The sequence below is a fragment of the Psychromarinibacter halotolerans genome (genome assembly GCF_029168315.1).
GTDB classification, from domain to species: Bacteria; Pseudomonadota; Alphaproteobacteria; order Rhodobacterales; family Rhodobacteraceae; genus Psychromarinibacter; species Psychromarinibacter halotolerans.
Genome location: NZ_JARGYD010000002.1, coordinates 69239 through 86324, shown reverse-complemented (window position 1 = coordinate 86324; position 17086 = coordinate 69239). Strand labels below are relative to the sequence as shown.

At 67.7% G+C, this 17086-nt stretch carries 17 protein-coding genes; 6 read left to right on the top strand and 11 right to left on the bottom strand.

The annotated features are described in order from the left end of the window. Positions 1-21 precede the first annotated feature (21 nt). From P1K30_RS05310 to P1K30_RS05300, 3 genes are read right to left on the bottom strand one after another with little or no spacing between them, the layout of a single operon-like run. Entirely contained in the window at positions 22-534 is a 513-nt protein-coding gene (locus P1K30_RS05310; protein ID WP_275631654.1) for a DUF6173 family protein, read from the bottom strand. Then, complete coding sequence (locus tag P1K30_RS05305; protein ID WP_275631653.1) at positions 512-1579, bottom strand: MBL fold metallo-hydrolase; 1068 nt, start codon at positions 1577-1579, stop codon at positions 512-514. The genes P1K30_RS05310 and P1K30_RS05305 overlap by 23 nt, the downstream gene beginning before the upstream one ends. Continuing rightward, positions 1579-3294: an acyl-CoA dehydrogenase family protein gene (locus P1K30_RS05300; RefSeq protein WP_275631652.1), complete on the bottom strand. Its 1716-nt coding sequence runs from the start codon at positions 3292-3294 to the stop codon at positions 1579-1581. Before P1K30_RS05300 ends, P1K30_RS05305 begins: the two co-directional genes overlap by 1 nt. 97 nt (positions 3295-3391) lie before the next feature. Here P1K30_RS05300 and P1K30_RS05295 point away from each other — a divergent pair, with 97 nt between their 5' ends. Beyond that, positions 3392-4357, top strand: coding sequence for an L-threonylcarbamoyladenylate synthase (locus tag P1K30_RS05295; RefSeq protein WP_275632272.1), 966 nt, complete (start codon positions 3392-3394; stop codon positions 4355-4357). Positions 4358-4398: 41 nt separating this feature from the next. On the opposite strand, the gene P1K30_RS05290 is transcribed toward P1K30_RS05295, so the two are convergent. Next, positions 4399-4974, bottom strand: coding sequence for a YqgE/AlgH family protein (locus P1K30_RS05290; RefSeq protein ID WP_275631651.1), 576 nt, complete (start codon positions 4972-4974; stop codon positions 4399-4401). A 94-nt stretch (positions 4975-5068) separates the two neighbouring features. Here P1K30_RS05290 and P1K30_RS05285 point away from each other — a divergent pair, with 94 nt between their 5' ends. Continuing rightward, on the top strand, positions 5069-5917 hold the full coding sequence (locus tag P1K30_RS05285; RefSeq protein WP_275631650.1) for a protein-disulfide reductase DsbD domain-containing protein: 849 nt from the start codon (positions 5069-5071) through the stop codon (positions 5915-5917). An 18-nt stretch (positions 5918-5935) separates the two neighbouring features. On the opposite strand, the gene P1K30_RS05280 is transcribed toward P1K30_RS05285, so the two are convergent. The 7 genes from P1K30_RS05280 to P1K30_RS05250 form a co-directional block, all read right to left on the bottom strand. Next, a complete protein-coding gene (locus tag P1K30_RS05280; protein WP_275631649.1) occupies positions 5936-9355 on the bottom strand; it encodes an efflux RND transporter permease subunit in 3420 nt (1139 codons plus the stop codon). A 38-nt stretch (positions 9356-9393) separates the two neighbouring features. Then, complete coding sequence (locus tag P1K30_RS05275; protein ID WP_275631648.1) at positions 9394-10860, bottom strand: efflux RND transporter periplasmic adaptor subunit; 1467 nt, start codon at positions 10858-10860, stop codon at positions 9394-9396. A 303-nt stretch (positions 10861-11163) separates the two neighbouring features. Then, the gene (moaB, locus tag P1K30_RS05270) at positions 11164-11706 is read right to left on the bottom strand and encodes a molybdenum cofactor biosynthesis protein B (RefSeq protein ID WP_275631647.1); all 543 of its coding nucleotides are present in this window, start codon (positions 11704-11706) and stop codon (positions 11164-11166) included. Continuing rightward, the gene (locus P1K30_RS05265; protein WP_275631646.1) at positions 11703-12326 is read right to left on the bottom strand and encodes a LysE family translocator; all 624 of its coding nucleotides are present in this window, start codon (positions 12324-12326) and stop codon (positions 11703-11705) included. The genes moaB and P1K30_RS05265 overlap by 4 nt, the downstream gene beginning before the upstream one ends. Next, positions 12323-12922 carry a metallophosphoesterase family protein gene (locus P1K30_RS05260; protein ID WP_275631645.1) on the bottom strand — a complete coding sequence of 200 codons (600 nt, stop codon included), beginning with the start codon at positions 12920-12922 and terminating at the stop codon, positions 12323-12325. Before P1K30_RS05260 ends, P1K30_RS05265 begins: the two co-directional genes overlap by 4 nt. After that, a complete protein-coding gene (locus P1K30_RS05255) occupies positions 12919-13707 on the bottom strand; it encodes a uracil-DNA glycosylase (RefSeq protein ID WP_275632271.1) in 789 nt (262 codons plus the stop codon). Before P1K30_RS05255 ends, P1K30_RS05260 begins: the two co-directional genes overlap by 4 nt. Positions 13708-13769: 62 nt before the next feature. Then, a complete protein-coding gene (locus P1K30_RS05250) occupies positions 13770-14219 on the bottom strand; it encodes a GNAT family N-acetyltransferase (RefSeq protein WP_275631644.1) in 450 nt (149 codons plus the stop codon). A gap of 315 nt (positions 14220-14534) precedes the next feature. Between P1K30_RS05250 and P1K30_RS05245 the strand changes: the two genes are divergently transcribed. From P1K30_RS05245 to P1K30_RS05230, 4 genes are read left to right on the top strand one after another with little or no spacing between them, the layout of a single operon-like run. Next, a complete protein-coding gene (locus P1K30_RS05245; protein ID WP_275631643.1) occupies positions 14535-15515 on the top strand; it encodes an aspartate carbamoyltransferase catalytic subunit in 981 nt (326 codons plus the stop codon). Further along, complete coding sequence (locus P1K30_RS05240) at positions 15508-15963, top strand: hypothetical protein (protein WP_275631642.1); 456 nt, start codon at positions 15508-15510, stop codon at positions 15961-15963. The genes P1K30_RS05245 and P1K30_RS05240 overlap by 8 nt, the downstream gene beginning before the upstream one ends. Continuing rightward, positions 15960-16535, top strand: a complete 576-nt coding sequence (locus P1K30_RS05235; protein ID WP_275631641.1) for a hypothetical protein — start codon at positions 15960-15962, stop codon at positions 16533-16535. The genes P1K30_RS05240 and P1K30_RS05235 overlap by 4 nt, the downstream gene beginning before the upstream one ends. Next, positions 16532-17059 carry a PH domain-containing protein gene (locus P1K30_RS05230; protein WP_275631640.1) on the top strand — a complete coding sequence of 176 codons (528 nt, stop codon included), beginning with the start codon at positions 16532-16534 and terminating at the stop codon, positions 17057-17059. The genes P1K30_RS05235 and P1K30_RS05230 overlap by 4 nt, the downstream gene beginning before the upstream one ends. The last annotated feature ends 27 nt before the right edge of the window (positions 17060-17086 follow it).

Here is a 17086-nt window from a genome sequence, read left to right as displayed (position 1 = left end):
CACGCGCCGCTGCGCCGCAGGTCAGTCCTGTTCCGGCGCGGTATCGTCCGTGTCGGGCGTGTCGTCTTCCAGATCGGCGGCAAGCCGGAACCCGATGCGCCGTGGAGCGTCCTCGGGCGCGCGTTTCGGCACCGCGCGCAGCAGGACGTTCAACTGGCTGACGTGCTGGATCAACTGATTCCGCCCGCCCACCGGATCGGTGCCGTAGAAAGTGACGATGTCGGGGTCGTAATATCCGATGCCCTCGATCCGGATCACCCCGGCCTCGGCCCCGGTGAAGCCCATCGCGACCTCGTGCTCGTTGTCGAGCTGCTTCTCGAAGTTGCGGATGTACAGGATCAGGCGTTCGTAGGCCCAGCGTGCCGGGCTTTTCGCGGAAAGAGGCTGGTCCGCGACGCCATCGGGAATCTCAAGCGCGCAGTTCCGCGCCTCTTCCTCGGGGTCGGCGTGCACGGAATGGGCGCGCGGGATGGCGGCATCCTCGTGGGCCTCGGCGGTGGTTCTGATCTCGTCAGTCGTCCGGGTGTTGGTCATGGCCGGAGCCTATCCGGTGCCAAAGCCACGCGCCATCCCCGCCGCGGTTCCGGGCGACCTTGCCCTGAAACAGCAGGTGGTTCAGGTGCGCCACCGCCTCGACCAGCGCAAGACCGTAGTTGCCTTCGTTGATGGTCGACCGGAACAGCACGGAAAAGCAATCCGCCGCCGTCTTGGGTGTGTCGAGCGACGCCAGAAGCCGCGCAAGCGCCTCGTGGTGGTTGTCCACCAGCTGCATCATGCGCGTGGGCAGACCGGTATAGGGCAGCTTGTGCCCCGGCAGCACCAATTGATCGTCCTTGGCGAAGGGCGACAGCCGCAGGCAGCTGTCCAGCCATTCGCCCACCGGGTCCGCGCCCGGTTCGGTGGCGTAAACCCCGAGGTTCGGAGAAATCGACGCAAGCAATTGGTCGCCGCCCAGCACCAGATCGCCGTCGCGGCTCCAGAGCGTTGCGTGTTCGGGGGCGTGGCCGTCGCCCATCCGCACGTCCCAGACGCGCCCGGCGAGCCGCAGCACGTCGCCCTCGCGCAGGCGGGTGAAGCCAAGGGGCAGGGGGTCCACGATGTCGGCGAAGTTGAAAGGACGCTTGTCCTGCGCCTTTTCCAGCAGGTCCGGCGCCATGCCGGCGCCGCGCCAGAACGCGACCTGCTCGGGCGCGGGGCGGTCCTGGTCGTCCAGCACCAGCATCCGCGCCATCAGCCAGCCGGTGCGGGGCATGATCAGCTCGGCCCCCAGTTCCGACTGGAACCAACCGGCCAGCCCGACGTGGTCGGGGTGGTGATGCGTGACCAGCAGCCGCTTCACCGGCTTTGCCGACAGCGGTCCGTCCAACGCGGCGCGCCAATGGTTTCGGGTGGTTTCGCTGCCGACGCCGGTGTCCACGATGGTCCAGCCGTCGTCGTCGGCCAATGCGTAGCAGTTGACGTGATCCAGCTTCATCGGCAGCGACATGCGCAGCCAAAACACCCCGTCGGCGACCTCGACCGCTTCGCCGGGCTGCGGTGCGGTTTCGTGCGGGAAACGAAGGGGGGCCGATCCGTCCATCAAACTGCCAGCGCCTCTGTCGTGACGTCGTACAGGCCCGACGCGCCCTGCCGGACATGGGCGCACAGCCCCGCGTGTTCGGGCAATAGGCGGCGAATGTGGAACGCGGCCAGCGCGCTGCGGTCGCCGGTGCCGTCCTCGGCATGGGCCGCGCGCAGGAAATAGTGGCCGCCCAGAACGCGGGCCCAAGCCTTCAGGAAGGGCACCGCCACGGCGAAACGGTCGGACATGTCCTGCGCGACCAGCCATTCGGTCGTCTCGCGCAGGTTCTCGGCGGCGTCCCAGACCTGTTGTGCAAGTTCGGACATGACGCCCCGCGCCGCCTCTGCGCTGGACTGGATCTCGTCCAGCAGGCGATAGGCGCATTCGCCGCCGTCCATCATCTTGCGCCCGACAAGGTCCATCGCCTGAATGCCGTTGGTGCCCTCGTAGATCGCGGTGACCCGCACATCGCGGTAATACTGCGCTGCTCCGGTTTCCTCGATATAGCCCATGCCGCCGTGGACCTGCACGCCAAGCTCGGCAACGGCCACGCCGGTGTCGGTGCCGTAGGCTTTGGTGATCGGCGTCAGGAAGGCCGCGCGCGAGACCCACTCGGCCTCGCCCGTGGCGTTCGCCATGTCGATGGCGACGGCGTTCGACAGCGCGATGGCGCGGGCCGCGAAAGTCTCGGCCTTCATGGTCGCCAGCATCCGGCGCACGTCGGCATGGTCGGCGATGCTGCCGGTCCCGTCGGGCAGCGGGCTGCGGCCCTGTGTCCGGTCCAGCGCGTATTCCAGCGCCTTCTGCGTCGCCGCCTCGGCCACGGACAAGCCCTGCACGCCGACGCCCAGCCGTGCGTTGTTCATCATGGTGAACATCGCCGCCATGCCGCCATGTTCGGGCCCCACCAGCCAGCCGGTCGCGCCGTCGTATTCCATCACGCAGGTGGGCGATCCGTGCAGGCCCATCTTGTGTTCAAGGCTGACGACCCGCAGGTCGTTCGTCCGGCCGGGATTGCCGTCGGCGTCGGGGATATACTTGGGCACAAGGAACAGGCTGATGCCCTTGGTGCCGGGCACCCCGTCGGGCAACCGCGCCAGCACAAGGTGGCAGATGTTCCCGGCAAAGTCGTTGTCGCCCCAAGAGATGTAGATCTTCTGACCGCTGACCGCATAGGTTCCGTCGCCGTTCGGCACGGCCTTGCTGCGCAGCGCGCCCACGTCGGACCCGGCCTGCGGTTCCGTCAGGTTCATCGTGCCGCACCACTCGCCCGAGATCAGCTTGGGCAGGTACAGGTCCTTGAGCGCGTCGCTGGCGTGGGCCTCTAGCGCCTCGATCTGGCCTTGGGTCATAAGCGGGTTCAGTTGCAGCGCCAGACAGGCAGAGCCCATCATCTCGTTCACCGCCGTCGTCAGGGTCAGGGGCAGGCCCATGCCGCCGTGTTCGACCGGGGCGCTGGTCGAGATCCAGCCGCCCTCGGCGATCGCGGCATAGCCTTCGGCAAAGCCCGGAGACGTGCGCACGACACCGTTTTCCAGCCGGGCCGGATGCAGGTCGCCGGCCCGCTGCAGCGGGGCAAGCTTGTCCTCGCACATGCGGCCGGCCTCGGTCAGGATGGCGTCCACGACATCGGGCGTGGCGTCGGCGAAGGTTTCGGTTCCGGCAAGCTGGTCGAACCCTACGACATGCTCGAACAAGTACCGGAATTCGGCAACAGGCGCGCTATACGGCATCCCGGACCCTCCTCTCTTGCGCAGCGGGGACCCATCCCGCTACATCGCACGAAACCTAACATGCGGTTTTGCACCGCCGCAGCAAGGACGCAGCGTCATTCCCGTGGCCCCGACCGAACACCTGTACGCCGATACCGCCGGTCTTTCCCGTGCCGCAGACCTGTTGCGGTCCGGCGCGCTTGTCGCGCTGCCGACGGAAACGGTCTATGGGCTGGGCGGCGACGCAACCGATTCCACCGCCGTGGCCCGGATCTTCGAGGCGAAGGGCCGGCCAAGCTTCAACCCGCTGATCATCCACCTGCCCGATGCGGCAGAGGCGGGCCGTTACGTCGAGATGGACGACGACGCGCGGCGGTTGGCGGATGCGTTCTGGCCCGGTGCGCTGACATTGGTGCTGCCGCTGAAGCCGGACTCTGGCATCGCGTCGCTGGTGACGGCGGGCCTGCCCACGGTGGCCGTGCGGGTGCCGGCGCACCCGCTGGCGCGCGAATTGCTGCGCCTGACGGGACGCCCGGTCGCCGCCCCCTCGGCGAACCCGTCCGGACGCATCAGCCCGACCACGGCGCAACACGTCCTTGACGGTCTGGACGGCAGGATCGCGGCTGTGCTGGACGGTGGGCCATGCCCTGTAGGCGTTGAATCGACGATCGTGACGACGCAGCCCGAGCCGACGCTGCTGCGCCCCGGCGGGCTGCCGGCAGAAGCGATCGAAGCCTGTCTTGGCGTGCCGCTGGCCAGCCACGGCGGCGGCATCAACGCGCCGGGGCAGATGAGTTCGCACTATGCGCCCGATGCCGCCATCCGGTTGCAGGCCGATGCGGCGCAGCCGGGCGAAAGCCTGCTGGGCTTCGGCCACATGGACTGCGACCTGAACCTGTCGCCCGCCGGCGATCTGGTCGAGGCGGCGGCGAACCTGTTCTCGGCGCTGCATACGCTGGATGCGGCTGGCAAACCCATCGCGGTGGCCCCGATCCCCGATCACGGGCTGGGCCGCGCGATCAACGATCGTTTGCGCCGGGCCGCGGCGCCACGGGACGCGGCGGAGGGCGGCACGATCCTCTAGAAGATCGCGCGTCGCAGTATTTTCTGGAAGATTCTGGTGCCTCAGGCGTGACCGGCTTCGGCGGACAGCGACAGCGGGTCGATGCCCAGCGATGCCAGAGCGGCCGCCCATTTGCCGTCATTGTCGGCGGCGAACACGATCTCGGGGGTGGCGTCGCAGGTCAGCCAGCCGTTCTGCTGGATCTCGTCCTCCAGCTGCCCCGGCCCCCAGCCGGAATATCCCAGCGCAAGGATCCGCTTCTGCGGCCCGCCACCGCTGGCCATGTCCTGCAGGATGTCCAGCGTTGCGGTCATCCCGAACCTGTCGTCGACGTGAAGCGTCGAGGATTCGGTCGCATAGTCGCCGCTGTGCAGAACGAAGCCGCGCCCGTGTTCGACGGGACCGCCAAAGTAGACGCCCACGCCCTCGCTTGCCGCGCCGCGGGGAATGTCGAGCTGTTCCAGAAGGTCGTCCATCGCCACGCCGGGGGCGGGCTTGTTGACGATCAGCCCCATCGAGCCGTCGTCGGAATGGGCGCACATGAAGACGACGCTTTTCTCGAATCGCGGATCGCCCATTCCGGGCATCGCGATCAGAAGCTTGCCGCCAAGATCGTTGAAATGGCTGTCGGGGACCATGGTGCCATTCTCCGCAGATTCCGGCCGGTGCCGCAAGTGGGTGATTTAACACACCCACGTTGGCATCGCCCGAATGTGATTTCCGGTTTCGCCGATGACGCATAAGTTGGCGACGATGCTAAAGAAGCTGTGTACATACGCCCTTTTGTCAATGGCGGCCGTCGGGTCGGGCGCCGTTGTGCCGACTCCTGCCGTCGCGCAAGCCGTGAGCCCCGATCAGGCCGCCAACGTCACTGTCCTGCCCGGATGGCGCACGCCGTCCGGCACCCGCATGACCGCGCTGCGGATTCAGCTTTCGCCTGGGTGGAAGACCTATTGGCGCGCGCCGGGCGACGCGGGCATCCCGCCACGCTTCGACTGGCAGGGCAGCAGCAACCTTCGCACGGTCGCCTTCCACTGGCCGACACCCTCGGTGTTCGACGTCAACGGGATGCGCACGATCGGCTACAAGAACGAACTGATCCTGCCGATCGAACTAACACCTGAACGCCCGGACCAACCGATCGTGCTGAACGCCGCTGTCCAGCTTGGCGTTTGTCACGACGTTTGCCTGCCGCTGAACGTCACCGTCTCGGCCGATCTGGCCGACGCCGGACAGTCCGACCCCCGCATCAACGCCGCGCTGGCTGCGCAGCCGTTCTCGGAGACCGAGGGCAGCGTTACCTCCGCGCGGTGTGCGGTCGAGCCGATCCGCGACGGGCTTCGGATCACGGCAACGGTCGCCATGCCCAGCCTTGGCCCGGGCGAGGTCGCGGTGTTCGAGCATCCCGACCAGACGATCTGGGTCGCCGAGGCCGAGGCTCATCGGAACGGCGACGCGCTGACCGCCGTGACCGAGATGGTGCCGCCCAACGCGAAGCCGTTCTCGCTGGACCGTTCGAAGCTGCGGATCACCGTTCTGGGCAACGGCCGCGCGGTCGATATCTGGGGCTGCACCGGCTAAGCCATTTCCCGGCGGCGTTTACTCTGCCGCCGTTGCCCGCCCGGGCCGCCCACGCCGCCCGGTGATCAGCGTCAGCGCCATCGCCACCAGCCAGATCGCCAGCACCCAGACCGCCGTTCCGACAAGGAACAGCGCCAGCGCGAAGGTCATTCCCACCGCGCCCACCGGCAGCAGTTCGGCCAGCGGCGCAGGCAAGCCGCCCGTCGCCATCGTCCAGCCCAGCGTTCCGACAAGCATCGCGCCCACGCCCAGCCCGGCAACCACCGCCGCCGCCGAAACCGCGCGGCCCTGCGCCGGCATCCGCAGCGCCCGGCGCAACGCACCGACTTGCCGTGCGACGTCCTGCTGCATCGCCATCAGCGCCGGCACGACCATCAGCACCAGCACCATGCCGAAGCCGAGCCCGTAGACCAGCGTGATGACCGTGGGCTTCAGGAACTGCGCATCCTGCGAGCTTTCATACAGCAGCGGCGCAAGGCCCAGCACCGTGGTCAGCGTCGTCAGCATCACGGCCCGCAGCCTGTCGCACGCCCCGTCCACGATGGCCGGGAACAGCCCGCGTTCGGCGGCGTATTCGTCCACCGTCGTGACCAGCACGATCGAGTCGTTGATGATGATCCCCGTCATCCCGATCAGCCCCACGACCGAGAACATCGACAGCGGGACGTCCCACAGAATGTGGCCGTAGAAGGCGCCGATCAGGCCGAAGGGGATGATCGACATCACCACCGCCGGCCGCGTCCAACTTCCGAAGATCCACGCCAGCACAAGATAGATCCCAAGCAGACACAGCAGGAAGCCGGTGCGCGCGTCGGTCAGGAACTCGTCCTCTTGCTCTGACAGCCCCGCCAATTGCGAGGACACGCCGAACCGTTCCTCCAGAGCGGGCAGAATCACGGTTTCCAGTTCGGTCATCACAAGGCTTGCGCGCGCCGGGTCGTCCTCGGACAGGTCGCCATTGACCGAAATCAGCTGCAAACCGTTCTCGCGCCGGACCGAGGAAAAGCCAGCCTCGCGCTGCACCGTCACGATGTCCGCCAGCGCCACGTAATCGCCCGACGCGGCCCTCATCCTGGTGCGGTCAAGGAAGTCGGCGGTCAGTTCGCCTGGCGGCAGTTCGACCATGATCGACGCGGTGCGCGGCCCGTCCGGATAGGTCGCCGCTTCGATCCCGTTCAGCCGCGCGCGCAGCACGCTGCCCAGTTCGCCGATGGTGAACCCCAGCGCCTGCCCCTGCGGCGTCAGTTGCAGGATCATCTCTTCCTTGTCGTAGGACAGGGAATCCTCCAGCGCCGACACCTCGGGGTATTGCGACAGCGACTGCTTCAGGCTTTCGGCGGCGTCCTTCAGCGTGTCGGCAGAGGCGCCGTAAAGCTGAACGTCGATGGCGTCGCCACCGGGGCCGGACCGCCAGCCACGGAAGCTGACCGTTTCGGCCATCGGGTGCTGGCGCACCTCTTCCTGCAGCATCGCGACGAACTCGAAGCTGGAATAGGGCCGCAGGTCGGCGCCGATCAGTTCGATCGCGATCGAGCCAAGCTGATAGTCTTCCTTGTTCTCGGACCCGGCCAGCGCGCGCCCGGTGTTGCCGCCGATCTCGGCGATCACATAGTCCAGCGGGTTGGTGCCGTGTTCCTCTGCCAGCCGCTCGGCCACCGCGTCGGTGGCGCGCTGCATCTCGCGCATCATTTCCACCGTGTCCTCGCGGGTGGCGCCGGGCGCCATCGCGAAATTGCCGGACACCGACCCCTGCTCGGGCGAATTGAAGAACCGCCACTGCAGGTCGCCGCGAATGAACGACGCCATCTGCAACGCCAGCAGGACAACCGCCAGCGCGACCACCGGATAGCGCGCCCAGACCACGAACCGCATGAACGGGCGGAACAGCGTTTCGCGGAACCACCGGAACCCCCGGTTCACGGTGCGGCTGGGCCAGTCGTACCAGTGCTGCTTGCCGGAGTGGGCGATGGAATGCGCCATGTGGTTCGGCAGGATCAGGAAGCATTCGACCAACGAGGCGATCAGGACCACGATCACCGTGAACGGAATGTCAGCGATCATCTCGCCGAACCGCCCGCCGATGGTGACAAGTCCGAAGAAGGCGATCACCGTGGTGATGGTCGAAGAAAACACCGGCGGAAACATCTTGCGGGCCGCGTTCTCGGCCGCCTCGACCGGGGTTTCGCCCAGCCGCCGCGCCCTGTGGTCCGCGTGTTCGGCAACCACGATGGCGTCGTCGACCACGATGCCCAGCGTGATGATCAGCGCGAACAAAGAGATCATGTTCAGCGTCAGCCCGAAGGCATACATCATCGCGATGGCGCTGGTCATAGCCACCGGGATACCGGCTGCCACCCAGAACGCGCTGCGGGCGTTCAGGAACAGGAACAACAGCAACAACACCAGCCCCAGCCCCATCAGCCCGTTGTCGGTCAGGATGTTCAGCCGGTTCGTGATCGCCTCGGCCCGCGTGCGGATCAGGTCGATAGACACACCGGCGGGCAGGGTGGTCTCCATCAGCGCGGCGACTTCTTCCACCGTGCGCTGGATGCCGATGGCGTCGCCTTGGTCCGACCGGTCGACCCGGACCGAAATGGCGGGATCGGGCCCGACGAAATAGGCGCGCTCGCGGTCGACGCCGCCGACGGTCACAGTCGCCACGTCGCCGATGGTCAGCTTCGACCGGTCCTCGTTTGTGCGCAGCACGATGCCCGCGATCTCGTCCGCGCGGGTCTTGGCGACGCCGGTCCGCACCCGCGCATTCGCACCGTCCACGTCGCCAGACGGGTTCGCCTCTGACTCCGCCGCGATGGCGTCCGCGATCTCGCGCATGCTGATGTCATGCTCGATCAGCGCGATGGTCGGCACCTCGACCACCGTTTCGGGCGCCGCGACGCCCCGGATCGTGGTGCGCGTGACCCCCTCGGCGAACAGCCGCGTGACGAACTCGTCCGCGAAACGGCCCAACTGGTCGACACCCACCGGCCCGGTGATCACCACGTCGGTCACCCGGTCACGCCACCCCCCGCGCGACACGCGCGGATCGTCGGCGTCCTCGGGCAGGTTGTTGACGCTGTCCACCGCCGTCTCGACATCGTCCAGCGCCCGGGCCATGTCCCAGCCGGGCTCGAACTCCAGATCGATCCGGGCGCTGCCCTCGGACGATCGCGCCTCGGTCGAGGCCACACCTTCGACCGCCATCAGCACCGGTTCCATCAGCTGCACGATGGCGCGGTCGACGTCCTCGGCCCCGGCGCCGTCCCAGCTGACAGAGACCTGAATCTCGTCGACGATCACATCGGGAAAGAACTGCGCCCGCATCCGCGGAAAGGCCAGCACGCCCGCCGCGATCAGCAGCACCAGCAGCAGGTTCGCCGCGGTCGCATGGCGGGTGAAGTAAGACAGGATACCGCCGACCTGTCGAAAGCGTTCAGCCATTCTCGCCTCTCATTCGGGCGTATCCCCCGGACAGGGGATCAGCCGCCCCTGCGGGATTCGATCCGTTCCACCGTGGCCGCCGGCACCATCGGTTCCGCCAGTTGCGCCAGCACCCGGTCTTTCGCGGCCTGCGGCATGAACTGGTTCGCCTCGACCAGCGCCACCAGCGCGGCACGGCGCTCCTCGGTCAGCTCGACCATCGCGGGCGCCTCGGCCTCGGCCCGGGCGCTGTCCAACTCCGGCGACACCGGGCGTACCTTGATGCCCGCGCCCAGCAAGGGCGAGCGTTCGGCAACCACCAGACGGCCCTCCAGCCCCTCGCCCCGGACGATCACGTCGTCGCCTTGCCGCCGCAGCAACTCGACCTGCGCGATTTCCAGCCGTTCATCCTCTCCGACGACCAGCACGGTCCCGGCCGCGTCCAGCGCGGTCGACGGCAGCACGGCCACATCCTGAAGCTCGGGCTCGTCGACATGCACGCTGACGAAGTCGCCGGGCCGGAAGCCGCGCGGTGCATCGATCCGGGCAAAGATCAGGCGGCCCGTGGTGCCGGTCCCGACCGACGCGCTTTCGCGGGTGATCACGCCGTCGGTCACAAGGTTCCCGCCCAGCACGTCCAGCGAGATCCGGACCGGCGCCTGCATCAGATCGCCATCGGCATCCAGAATCCGGGCGTACTCGGCGTTGGAGATCCGGAACGAGACTTCCAGCCGGTCCGGGTCAACAAGGTTCGCAAGCTGCTCGTTGTTCTGCACAAGCCGCCCCTCGACCACGGTGACATCCGACAGGGTGCCGGTGAACGCGGCATACAACTCGGTGTCGGCTAGGGCGCGTTCGGCGTCCGACAGCGCGATTTCCGCCCGGGCCAGATCGTTCTGCGCGATGTCCACCCGCGCCTCCGCCGCCGCCAGCGCCTGCCGCCGGGACAGGATCGCCTGCAGGGCCGAGGCCTCGGCCAGCGCCGCGTCATCCACTGCCGCCTCGGTGCCGATCCCGCTCGACGCCATGTTGCGCGCCCGGGCCAGCGCCTGCGTTCTCAGCGCCGCCTGATCCTCGGCCGAGACGACGTCGTCCCCCGCCAGCACAAGCGCCCGCCGCGCGTCGCGCAGCTCCGCCTCCGCACCCGCAAGGTCGGTCCTCGCCACTTCCAGCGCCGCCTCGGCGGTGCGGGGATCGACACGCAGCAGCAGGTCGCCCTCGCGCACGGTGCCGCCATCCTCGAACGCCTCCGCCAGTTCGACCACGGTGCCCGACGCGGTGGCCCTCACCTCCAGCGTGCGCCGGCTGCGCACCTCGCCGAACCCGGTCAGGACCGGTGTCACCGTAACGGCGTCATAGGCGCGTACGTTCACCGCGAAGATCCGTTCGTTCGCGGGGCGCACCCGCTCCTCCCGGTTCCACACGGTCTCCAGCGCGCCATAGACGGCATGACCGGCATAGGCCAGCAGCCCGACGGTCACGGCCATCAGGAACAGCCCAACAAGGGATCGGCGCAGAAATCGCATTCCAGAAATTACCCTCTTTCCCGGGTTATCTCAGACTACCCACGGCCCGACCTCGCGCCAAGCCACAACGGTGTTACGGCCACGCGCACGAAGTCCGTCGCAAAAAATCGCGGCGGGGTGTGATAATCCCAACGCGCCCAAGCCGCGCCCAAGACGCCAAACGCCCCAAAAGCGGCCACCTGGTCTTCTCTTCTCTTCTCTTCGAAAATACCTCGGGGGAGGAGCGCAGCGACGGGGGCAGAGCCCCCTTACTCCCTCGACTAAGCACACCTCCGGTGAGACGGGGGCAGAGCCCCTTTCCCCTCACTTCCGCCGCAGATGCTCGTCCAGCCGAGGCATGATCTCGACGAAATTGCAGGGCCGGTGCCGGTAATCCAGCTGCTTTTCCAGGATCTCGTCCCAGGCGTCCTTACAGGCCCCCGGAGAGCCCGGCAGCGCGAACAGATAGGTCCCGTTCGCCACCCCGCCGGTCGCGCGGCTTTGCACCGCCGACGTGCCGATCTTTTGCATCGACACGATGGTGAACACCGTCCCGAACGCGTCGATTTCTTTCTCGTAGACATCGCGGTGGGCCTCGACGGTCACGTCGCGCCCGGTCAGCCCGGTGCCGCCGGTGGACATCACCACGTCGATGCCCGGATCGGCGCACCAGTCCCTCAGCTTCGCCGCGATCTCTTCGCGCTCGTCGCGCAGGATCTCGCGCGCGGCGACCGTGTGCCCCGCTTTCTCGATCCGCTCCACCAGCACCGCGCCCGAGCGGTCCTCGTCCGGCGTCCGCGTGTCCGACACCGTCAGCACGGCAATCCGCACCGGCACGAAGTCCTTGGTTTCGTCGATCCGGCTCATGCTCTCTCCATCACTGCAAGCCGCGCGGCAAGCGCGGCGAAGACCCCGGCGCTGATCCATCCCAGCACCTTCGAGAACCGCTCCGACCGGGCCACGGTGCGCCCGATGCCGCCCGCGAAGATGCCAACCGCGCCGTTCACGAAGAACCCGCCCAGCGACAACACGCCGGCAAACACAAGGAACTGCGGCAGCACCGCCCGCGCCGGGTCGACGAACTGCGGCACGAAGGCCAGCATGAACAGCACGATCTTCGGGTTGGTCAGGTTCACGACGAAGGCATCGCGAAACGCGTGGTGCGTTCCGGCGGGCACGTCGTGGCCTGCGCCGCGGACCGGCCCGCTGCGCAGCGCCTGCACCGCCAGCCACAGCAAATACGCGACGCCGACCCACCGGATCACGTCGAACAGCCACGGCATCCCCGAAACCAACGCTCCCAGCCCCAGCCCGGCGACCAGCCCATGCGCCAGCCCGCCCGCCGCGATCCCCGCGCTGGCGGCGATGGCGGCACGCGGCCCGTGCCGCAGGCCCTGCCCAAGGCAGAACATCATGTCCGCCCCCAGCGTCAGGTTCAGCGCCAGAGCCGCCGGCACGAACGCCAGAAGAACCAGCGGGTCGATCACGCCGCCACCTCGAACCAGTTCGGCATCGGGCCAAGGTTCACGACCCGCGTCGCGCCGATCGTCCCCTCTGTGCCCCAGCTGTCGTGGATGTGCCCGCAGACCGCCAGCTTCGGCGCCAGCCGCGCGATCGCATCCCGGATCGCCACCGATCCCACCGACTGCCCGGCCGAGGTCACGTCGGCCACGCCTTTCGGCGGCGAATGCGTCACCAACAGGTCCGCCCCGCCGCAGGCGCCCAGCATCGCCGCCGCATCCGCTTCGGACAGGTCGCACGACCAGCCGCCGAACGGCGTCACCGGCACGCCATAGCCCAGCCCGAACACCCGCAACCCGCCGACAATCGTGCTCGCGCCATGCAACACGGTCACGTTCTTAGGCGCGGCGGCGCGCAACTCGTCCGCACTCTCGGCATTGCCCGGCACCACGACGAAGGGCGCGGGGATCCCATCCAGCAGCGCCATCGCCTCGGGCAGTCCCTTGCGCATGGTGCAGAAGTCCCCGGCGCCGATCACAAGGTCGGCCTCGTGGCTGGCCTCGACCAGCGCCGCGGCCCGCGACGCCGACAAATGCAGGTCCGAGAAGGCCATGATCTTCATTCCGCGCGCCTCAGCCGGTCCTGCAACATCAGCAGGTCGTGCCACGCATCGCGTTTCGCATGCCCGTTCCGCAACAGGTAGGCCGGGTGGAACATCGGCAGCGCCGGCTTCCCCAGCGCCTCGGTCCATGTGCCGCGCAGCCGGGTGATCCCCTTCCGCCCCAGCAGCGCAAGACACGAGATGTTCCCCATCAGCACCAGCACCTCCGGGTCCGCCAATTGGACGTGCCGCGCCACGAACGGCAGCATCATCCCGATCTCTTCCGGGGTCGGATCGCGGTTCTGCGGCGGTCGCCACGGCAGGATGTTGGTGATGTAAACGGATTTCAGCGCGTCCGGATGCGCGCGCCCCATGCCGATGGCATCCAGCATCCGGTCCAGCAACTGCCCGGCCCGCCCGACGAAGGGCTTGCCCTGCATGTCCTCGTCCCGCCCCGGCGCCTCGCCCACGATCATCACGCGCGAGGCGGGGTTGCCGTCGGCGAACACCGTGTTCCGCGCGCCGCGCTTCAGGTCGCAATGGTCGAATGCCGCGATCGCCTCGGCCAACGCCTCCAGCGACCCGGCAGACGCGGCGGCGGCGCGGGCGACCTCGGCGGTATCGACCTGCCGAGCCGGGACCGGACCGGACGGCGCCTTTGGGGCGGCGGCCTCGGCCACCGGCTTCGGCGGCTTGTCGGCGATCTCGTAACGGTTGATCGGCGCCTCGGCGATAGCCTCGGTCGCGCCAAGCTCGACCTGCCATTCCAAAAGCGCCCGCAGCGCATAGTGATCCATCGATTCCACCTGCATGCCGCCATGCTAGGCCGCGCGGCGGGAAAGTTGAATGGCCCGCAGCGCGCCTGCCGTCACGCCAGCCGCTTGCGCAGCCGGTTCGGATCGTGCGGCAGCGGCTCGTAACCGCAGGCCACATAGGCCCCGCGGGCCGCCGCATTCTCTGCCTGCGTACCGATGGTGACGAAACTGCTTCCCAACCGCCGCGCCGATGCCTCGACCGCCGCCAACATCCGGCGTCCCAACCCGCGCCCGCGCCGGTCCGCGTCGACATACAGGTGTTCCACCTCGATCCCGCGCAGCCCGTCGCCCAGCTTCGCCCGCCGCCCCATCGCGGCATAGCCCACGCAGGTCCCGTCGTCCTCGGCCACCAGCATCTTCAGCCACGGCGTCGGCCCGAACAGGTCGCGCCGCAGGTCCGCCACCGTCACAAGCGCGCCCTCGCCATGATGCGACGCCAGCGCCGCGATCATCTCGCGCACCTTGGGCAGATCGCCATGCTCCACCGGTCTGATCCTGATCATCTTCTCTTCCTTCTCCATGCCGGAGGCGGAAAAGAAAAATGGCCGCTCTCCGGCGGCCATAAAACTCACGTCACGACACCGCCCTGCTATGGCAGGACGAGATAAAATCGCGTGCTGTGAAGACGTGTATCCATGCGCCCCTTTTCCCGCCCGGCCTAATGCCTGTCAAGACAAAGCCCCCTTCTTCTCTTTGCGAAATACCTCGGGGGGCCGCGCAGCGGCGGGGGCAGAGCCCCCTTCGGTGCCATCGGCCGGGCGCCTTGCCCGCAGGGGCGCGGGTTCCTATAAACGGTCCAACCATCGTCGGGGGGCCGCATGAATTTCCGCCAGAAACACCTTCTCGGGATCGAAGAGCTTCACCCGCTCGAAATCACCGAGATTCTCGACCTTGCCGACACCTATGTCGATCTCAACCGGTCCGAGACGAAGCACGGCGACGTGCTGAAGGGCCTGACCCAAATCAACATGTTCTTCGAGAACTCGACCCGCACGCAGGCCAGCTTCGAGATCGCGGGCAAGCGGCTGGGCGCCGACGTCATGAATATGGCGATGCAGGCCAGTTCGATCAAAAAGGGCGAGACCCTGATCGACACCGCGCTGACGCTGAACGCGATGCACCCCGATCTGCTGGTCGTGCGGCACCCGCATTCCGGCGCGGTGAACCTGCTGGCCGAAAAGGTGAACTGCGCGGTGCTGAACGCCGGCGACGGGCGGCACGAGCATCCGACGCAGGCGCTGCTGGATGCGCTGACGATCCGGCGGGCCAAGGGGCGGCTGCACCGTCTTAACATCGCGATCTGCGGTGACATCGCGCACTCGCGCGTGGCGCGCTCGAACCTGCTGCTGCTGGGCAAGATGGAAAACCGCGTGCGGCTGATCGGGCCGCCGACGCTGATGCCGTCGCAGATCGGCGCGTTCGGGGTCGAGGTCTATCAGGATATGGAAGAAGGCCTGAAGGACGTCGACGTCGTGATGATGCTGCGCCTTCAGAAGGAACGCATGGACGGCGGCTTTATCCCATCCGAACGCGAATACTATCACCGCTTCGGGCTGGATGCCGAGAAGTTGGCATTCGCCAAGCCGGATGCCATCGTGATGCACCCCGGGCCGATGAACCGCGGGGTCGAGATCGACGGCACCATCGCCGACGACATCAACCGCTCGGTCATTCAGGACCAGGTCGAGATGGGCGTCGCGGTGCGGATGGCGGCGATGGACCTTCTGGCCCGCAACCTGCGCGCCGCGCGGGCCGACCAACGCGCCGCCGGGCGCAGCGGGGAACCTGCCCATGCCTGACGGCGGCAACCGCACGCCTTCGGTCCCGCTTCGGGATGACGAGGACATCGTGCAGTCGTTCCGTCCGTCGCGGTCCATCTACATCCGCGACACCACATGGATGGCCGCCATCGCGATGGCCGGGGGGATGCTGATCCTGTGGATTGCTGGCAATCCTCATGTCTGGACCGGCGCGGTGGGCGGGCTTGCCGCCATCGCTCTGCGGGGCTGGTATCTGGCGTCCGAAGAACTCGCCGTGCGCTGGGACCTGACCGACCGCCGCCTGCTGGGGCCCGGCGGCCGCAGCGTGTCGCTGGCCGAGATCGTGCGCCTGCGCGCGCTTGCCAGCTCGGTCCAGATCGTCACAGCGGGCGGCGACAAGCACCTGATGAAGTACCAGCCCGATGTTCAAGACACGCTGACTCGTCTGCGCGAGGCGGTGGACCGTGCCGGAGGCCATGTCGCATGAACGATGATCCGCTTCACGTACCGGCCGCAGAGGCCGAAGTTGTCCGCGTGTTCGCACTGGACCTGCCCGAGGAGCAGGCCGAGAAACTGGCCGACCAGCCACCAGCGAATGGCCGCCCGTCGCCTTTGGCAGAGCTTGCGGGCGTGCCGGGGCTCGACCGCGCCCATGTCGAGATCTTTCCCGTCTCTGACCTGCGTGGCGTCGGGCTGGCGGGCTATCTTGTCGACGGCCTTGGCATCGACGCGGCCGAGGTCGAAGCGGCCCGGATCGGGCTTGAATCCGAGACCGGCTATATCGTGATCCTGCATTCGCGGGCTTTCGGGGGCCACGAGGTGACCATCCAGCCCAAGATGGGCCTGCGGTGGCTGGGAACCTATCGCTTGGCGCAGGCCGATCCGGCGGGGCAGATGCCGCGCGTGGCGTCGGCCGAACGCCCTGCCGCGACGGACGAAGATCCCACGCCCGCGCCGCCGGTCGGCCGCGTGTCGCGCGTCGCGATGCTTTTGATCCTGCTGGCCGCCGGTCTGCTGGTCCTGATCCTTGCCTTCCTGTTTGGAAGCAGCCGCGGATGAGCACGACGCCCGCCGGGTGGGAAGGTATTCTGAACGAGGGCGAGACGATCTTGTGGCAGGGCCGCCCCGGCCACCGCCTCGTTATCGGCGTCGGTCAGATCGCCGCGATGATCTTCGGCCTGTTCTTCTCGGGGTTCGCGCTGCTTTGGATGATCCTTGCGGCGCAGGCGGGCGGCTTTTTCTGGATGTTCGGCCTGATCCACTTTTCGGTCGGCCTGTCCATCGGGGTCCTGCCGCCGTTCTGGAGCGCATGGAGCCGCCGCCACACGTGGTACACCCTGACCGACCGACGCGCCTTCATCGCCACGGACATTCCGTTGATGGGCCGCAAGCTGAAGGACTACCCGATCGACACGCAGACCCCGCTGACGTGGGACGACGGCGAACGCGGCAACGTCTGGTTCGCCAACGAGTATCGCAAGACCAAGAACGGATCGCGCAAAATCCCCATCGGGTTCGAGCGCATCCCGGACGCGCGCAAGGTCTACGACCTGTGCCGCAAGGTGAAGTCTTCGGCCGAATGACGACTGTGGCCTTCCCGCGCGAAATGC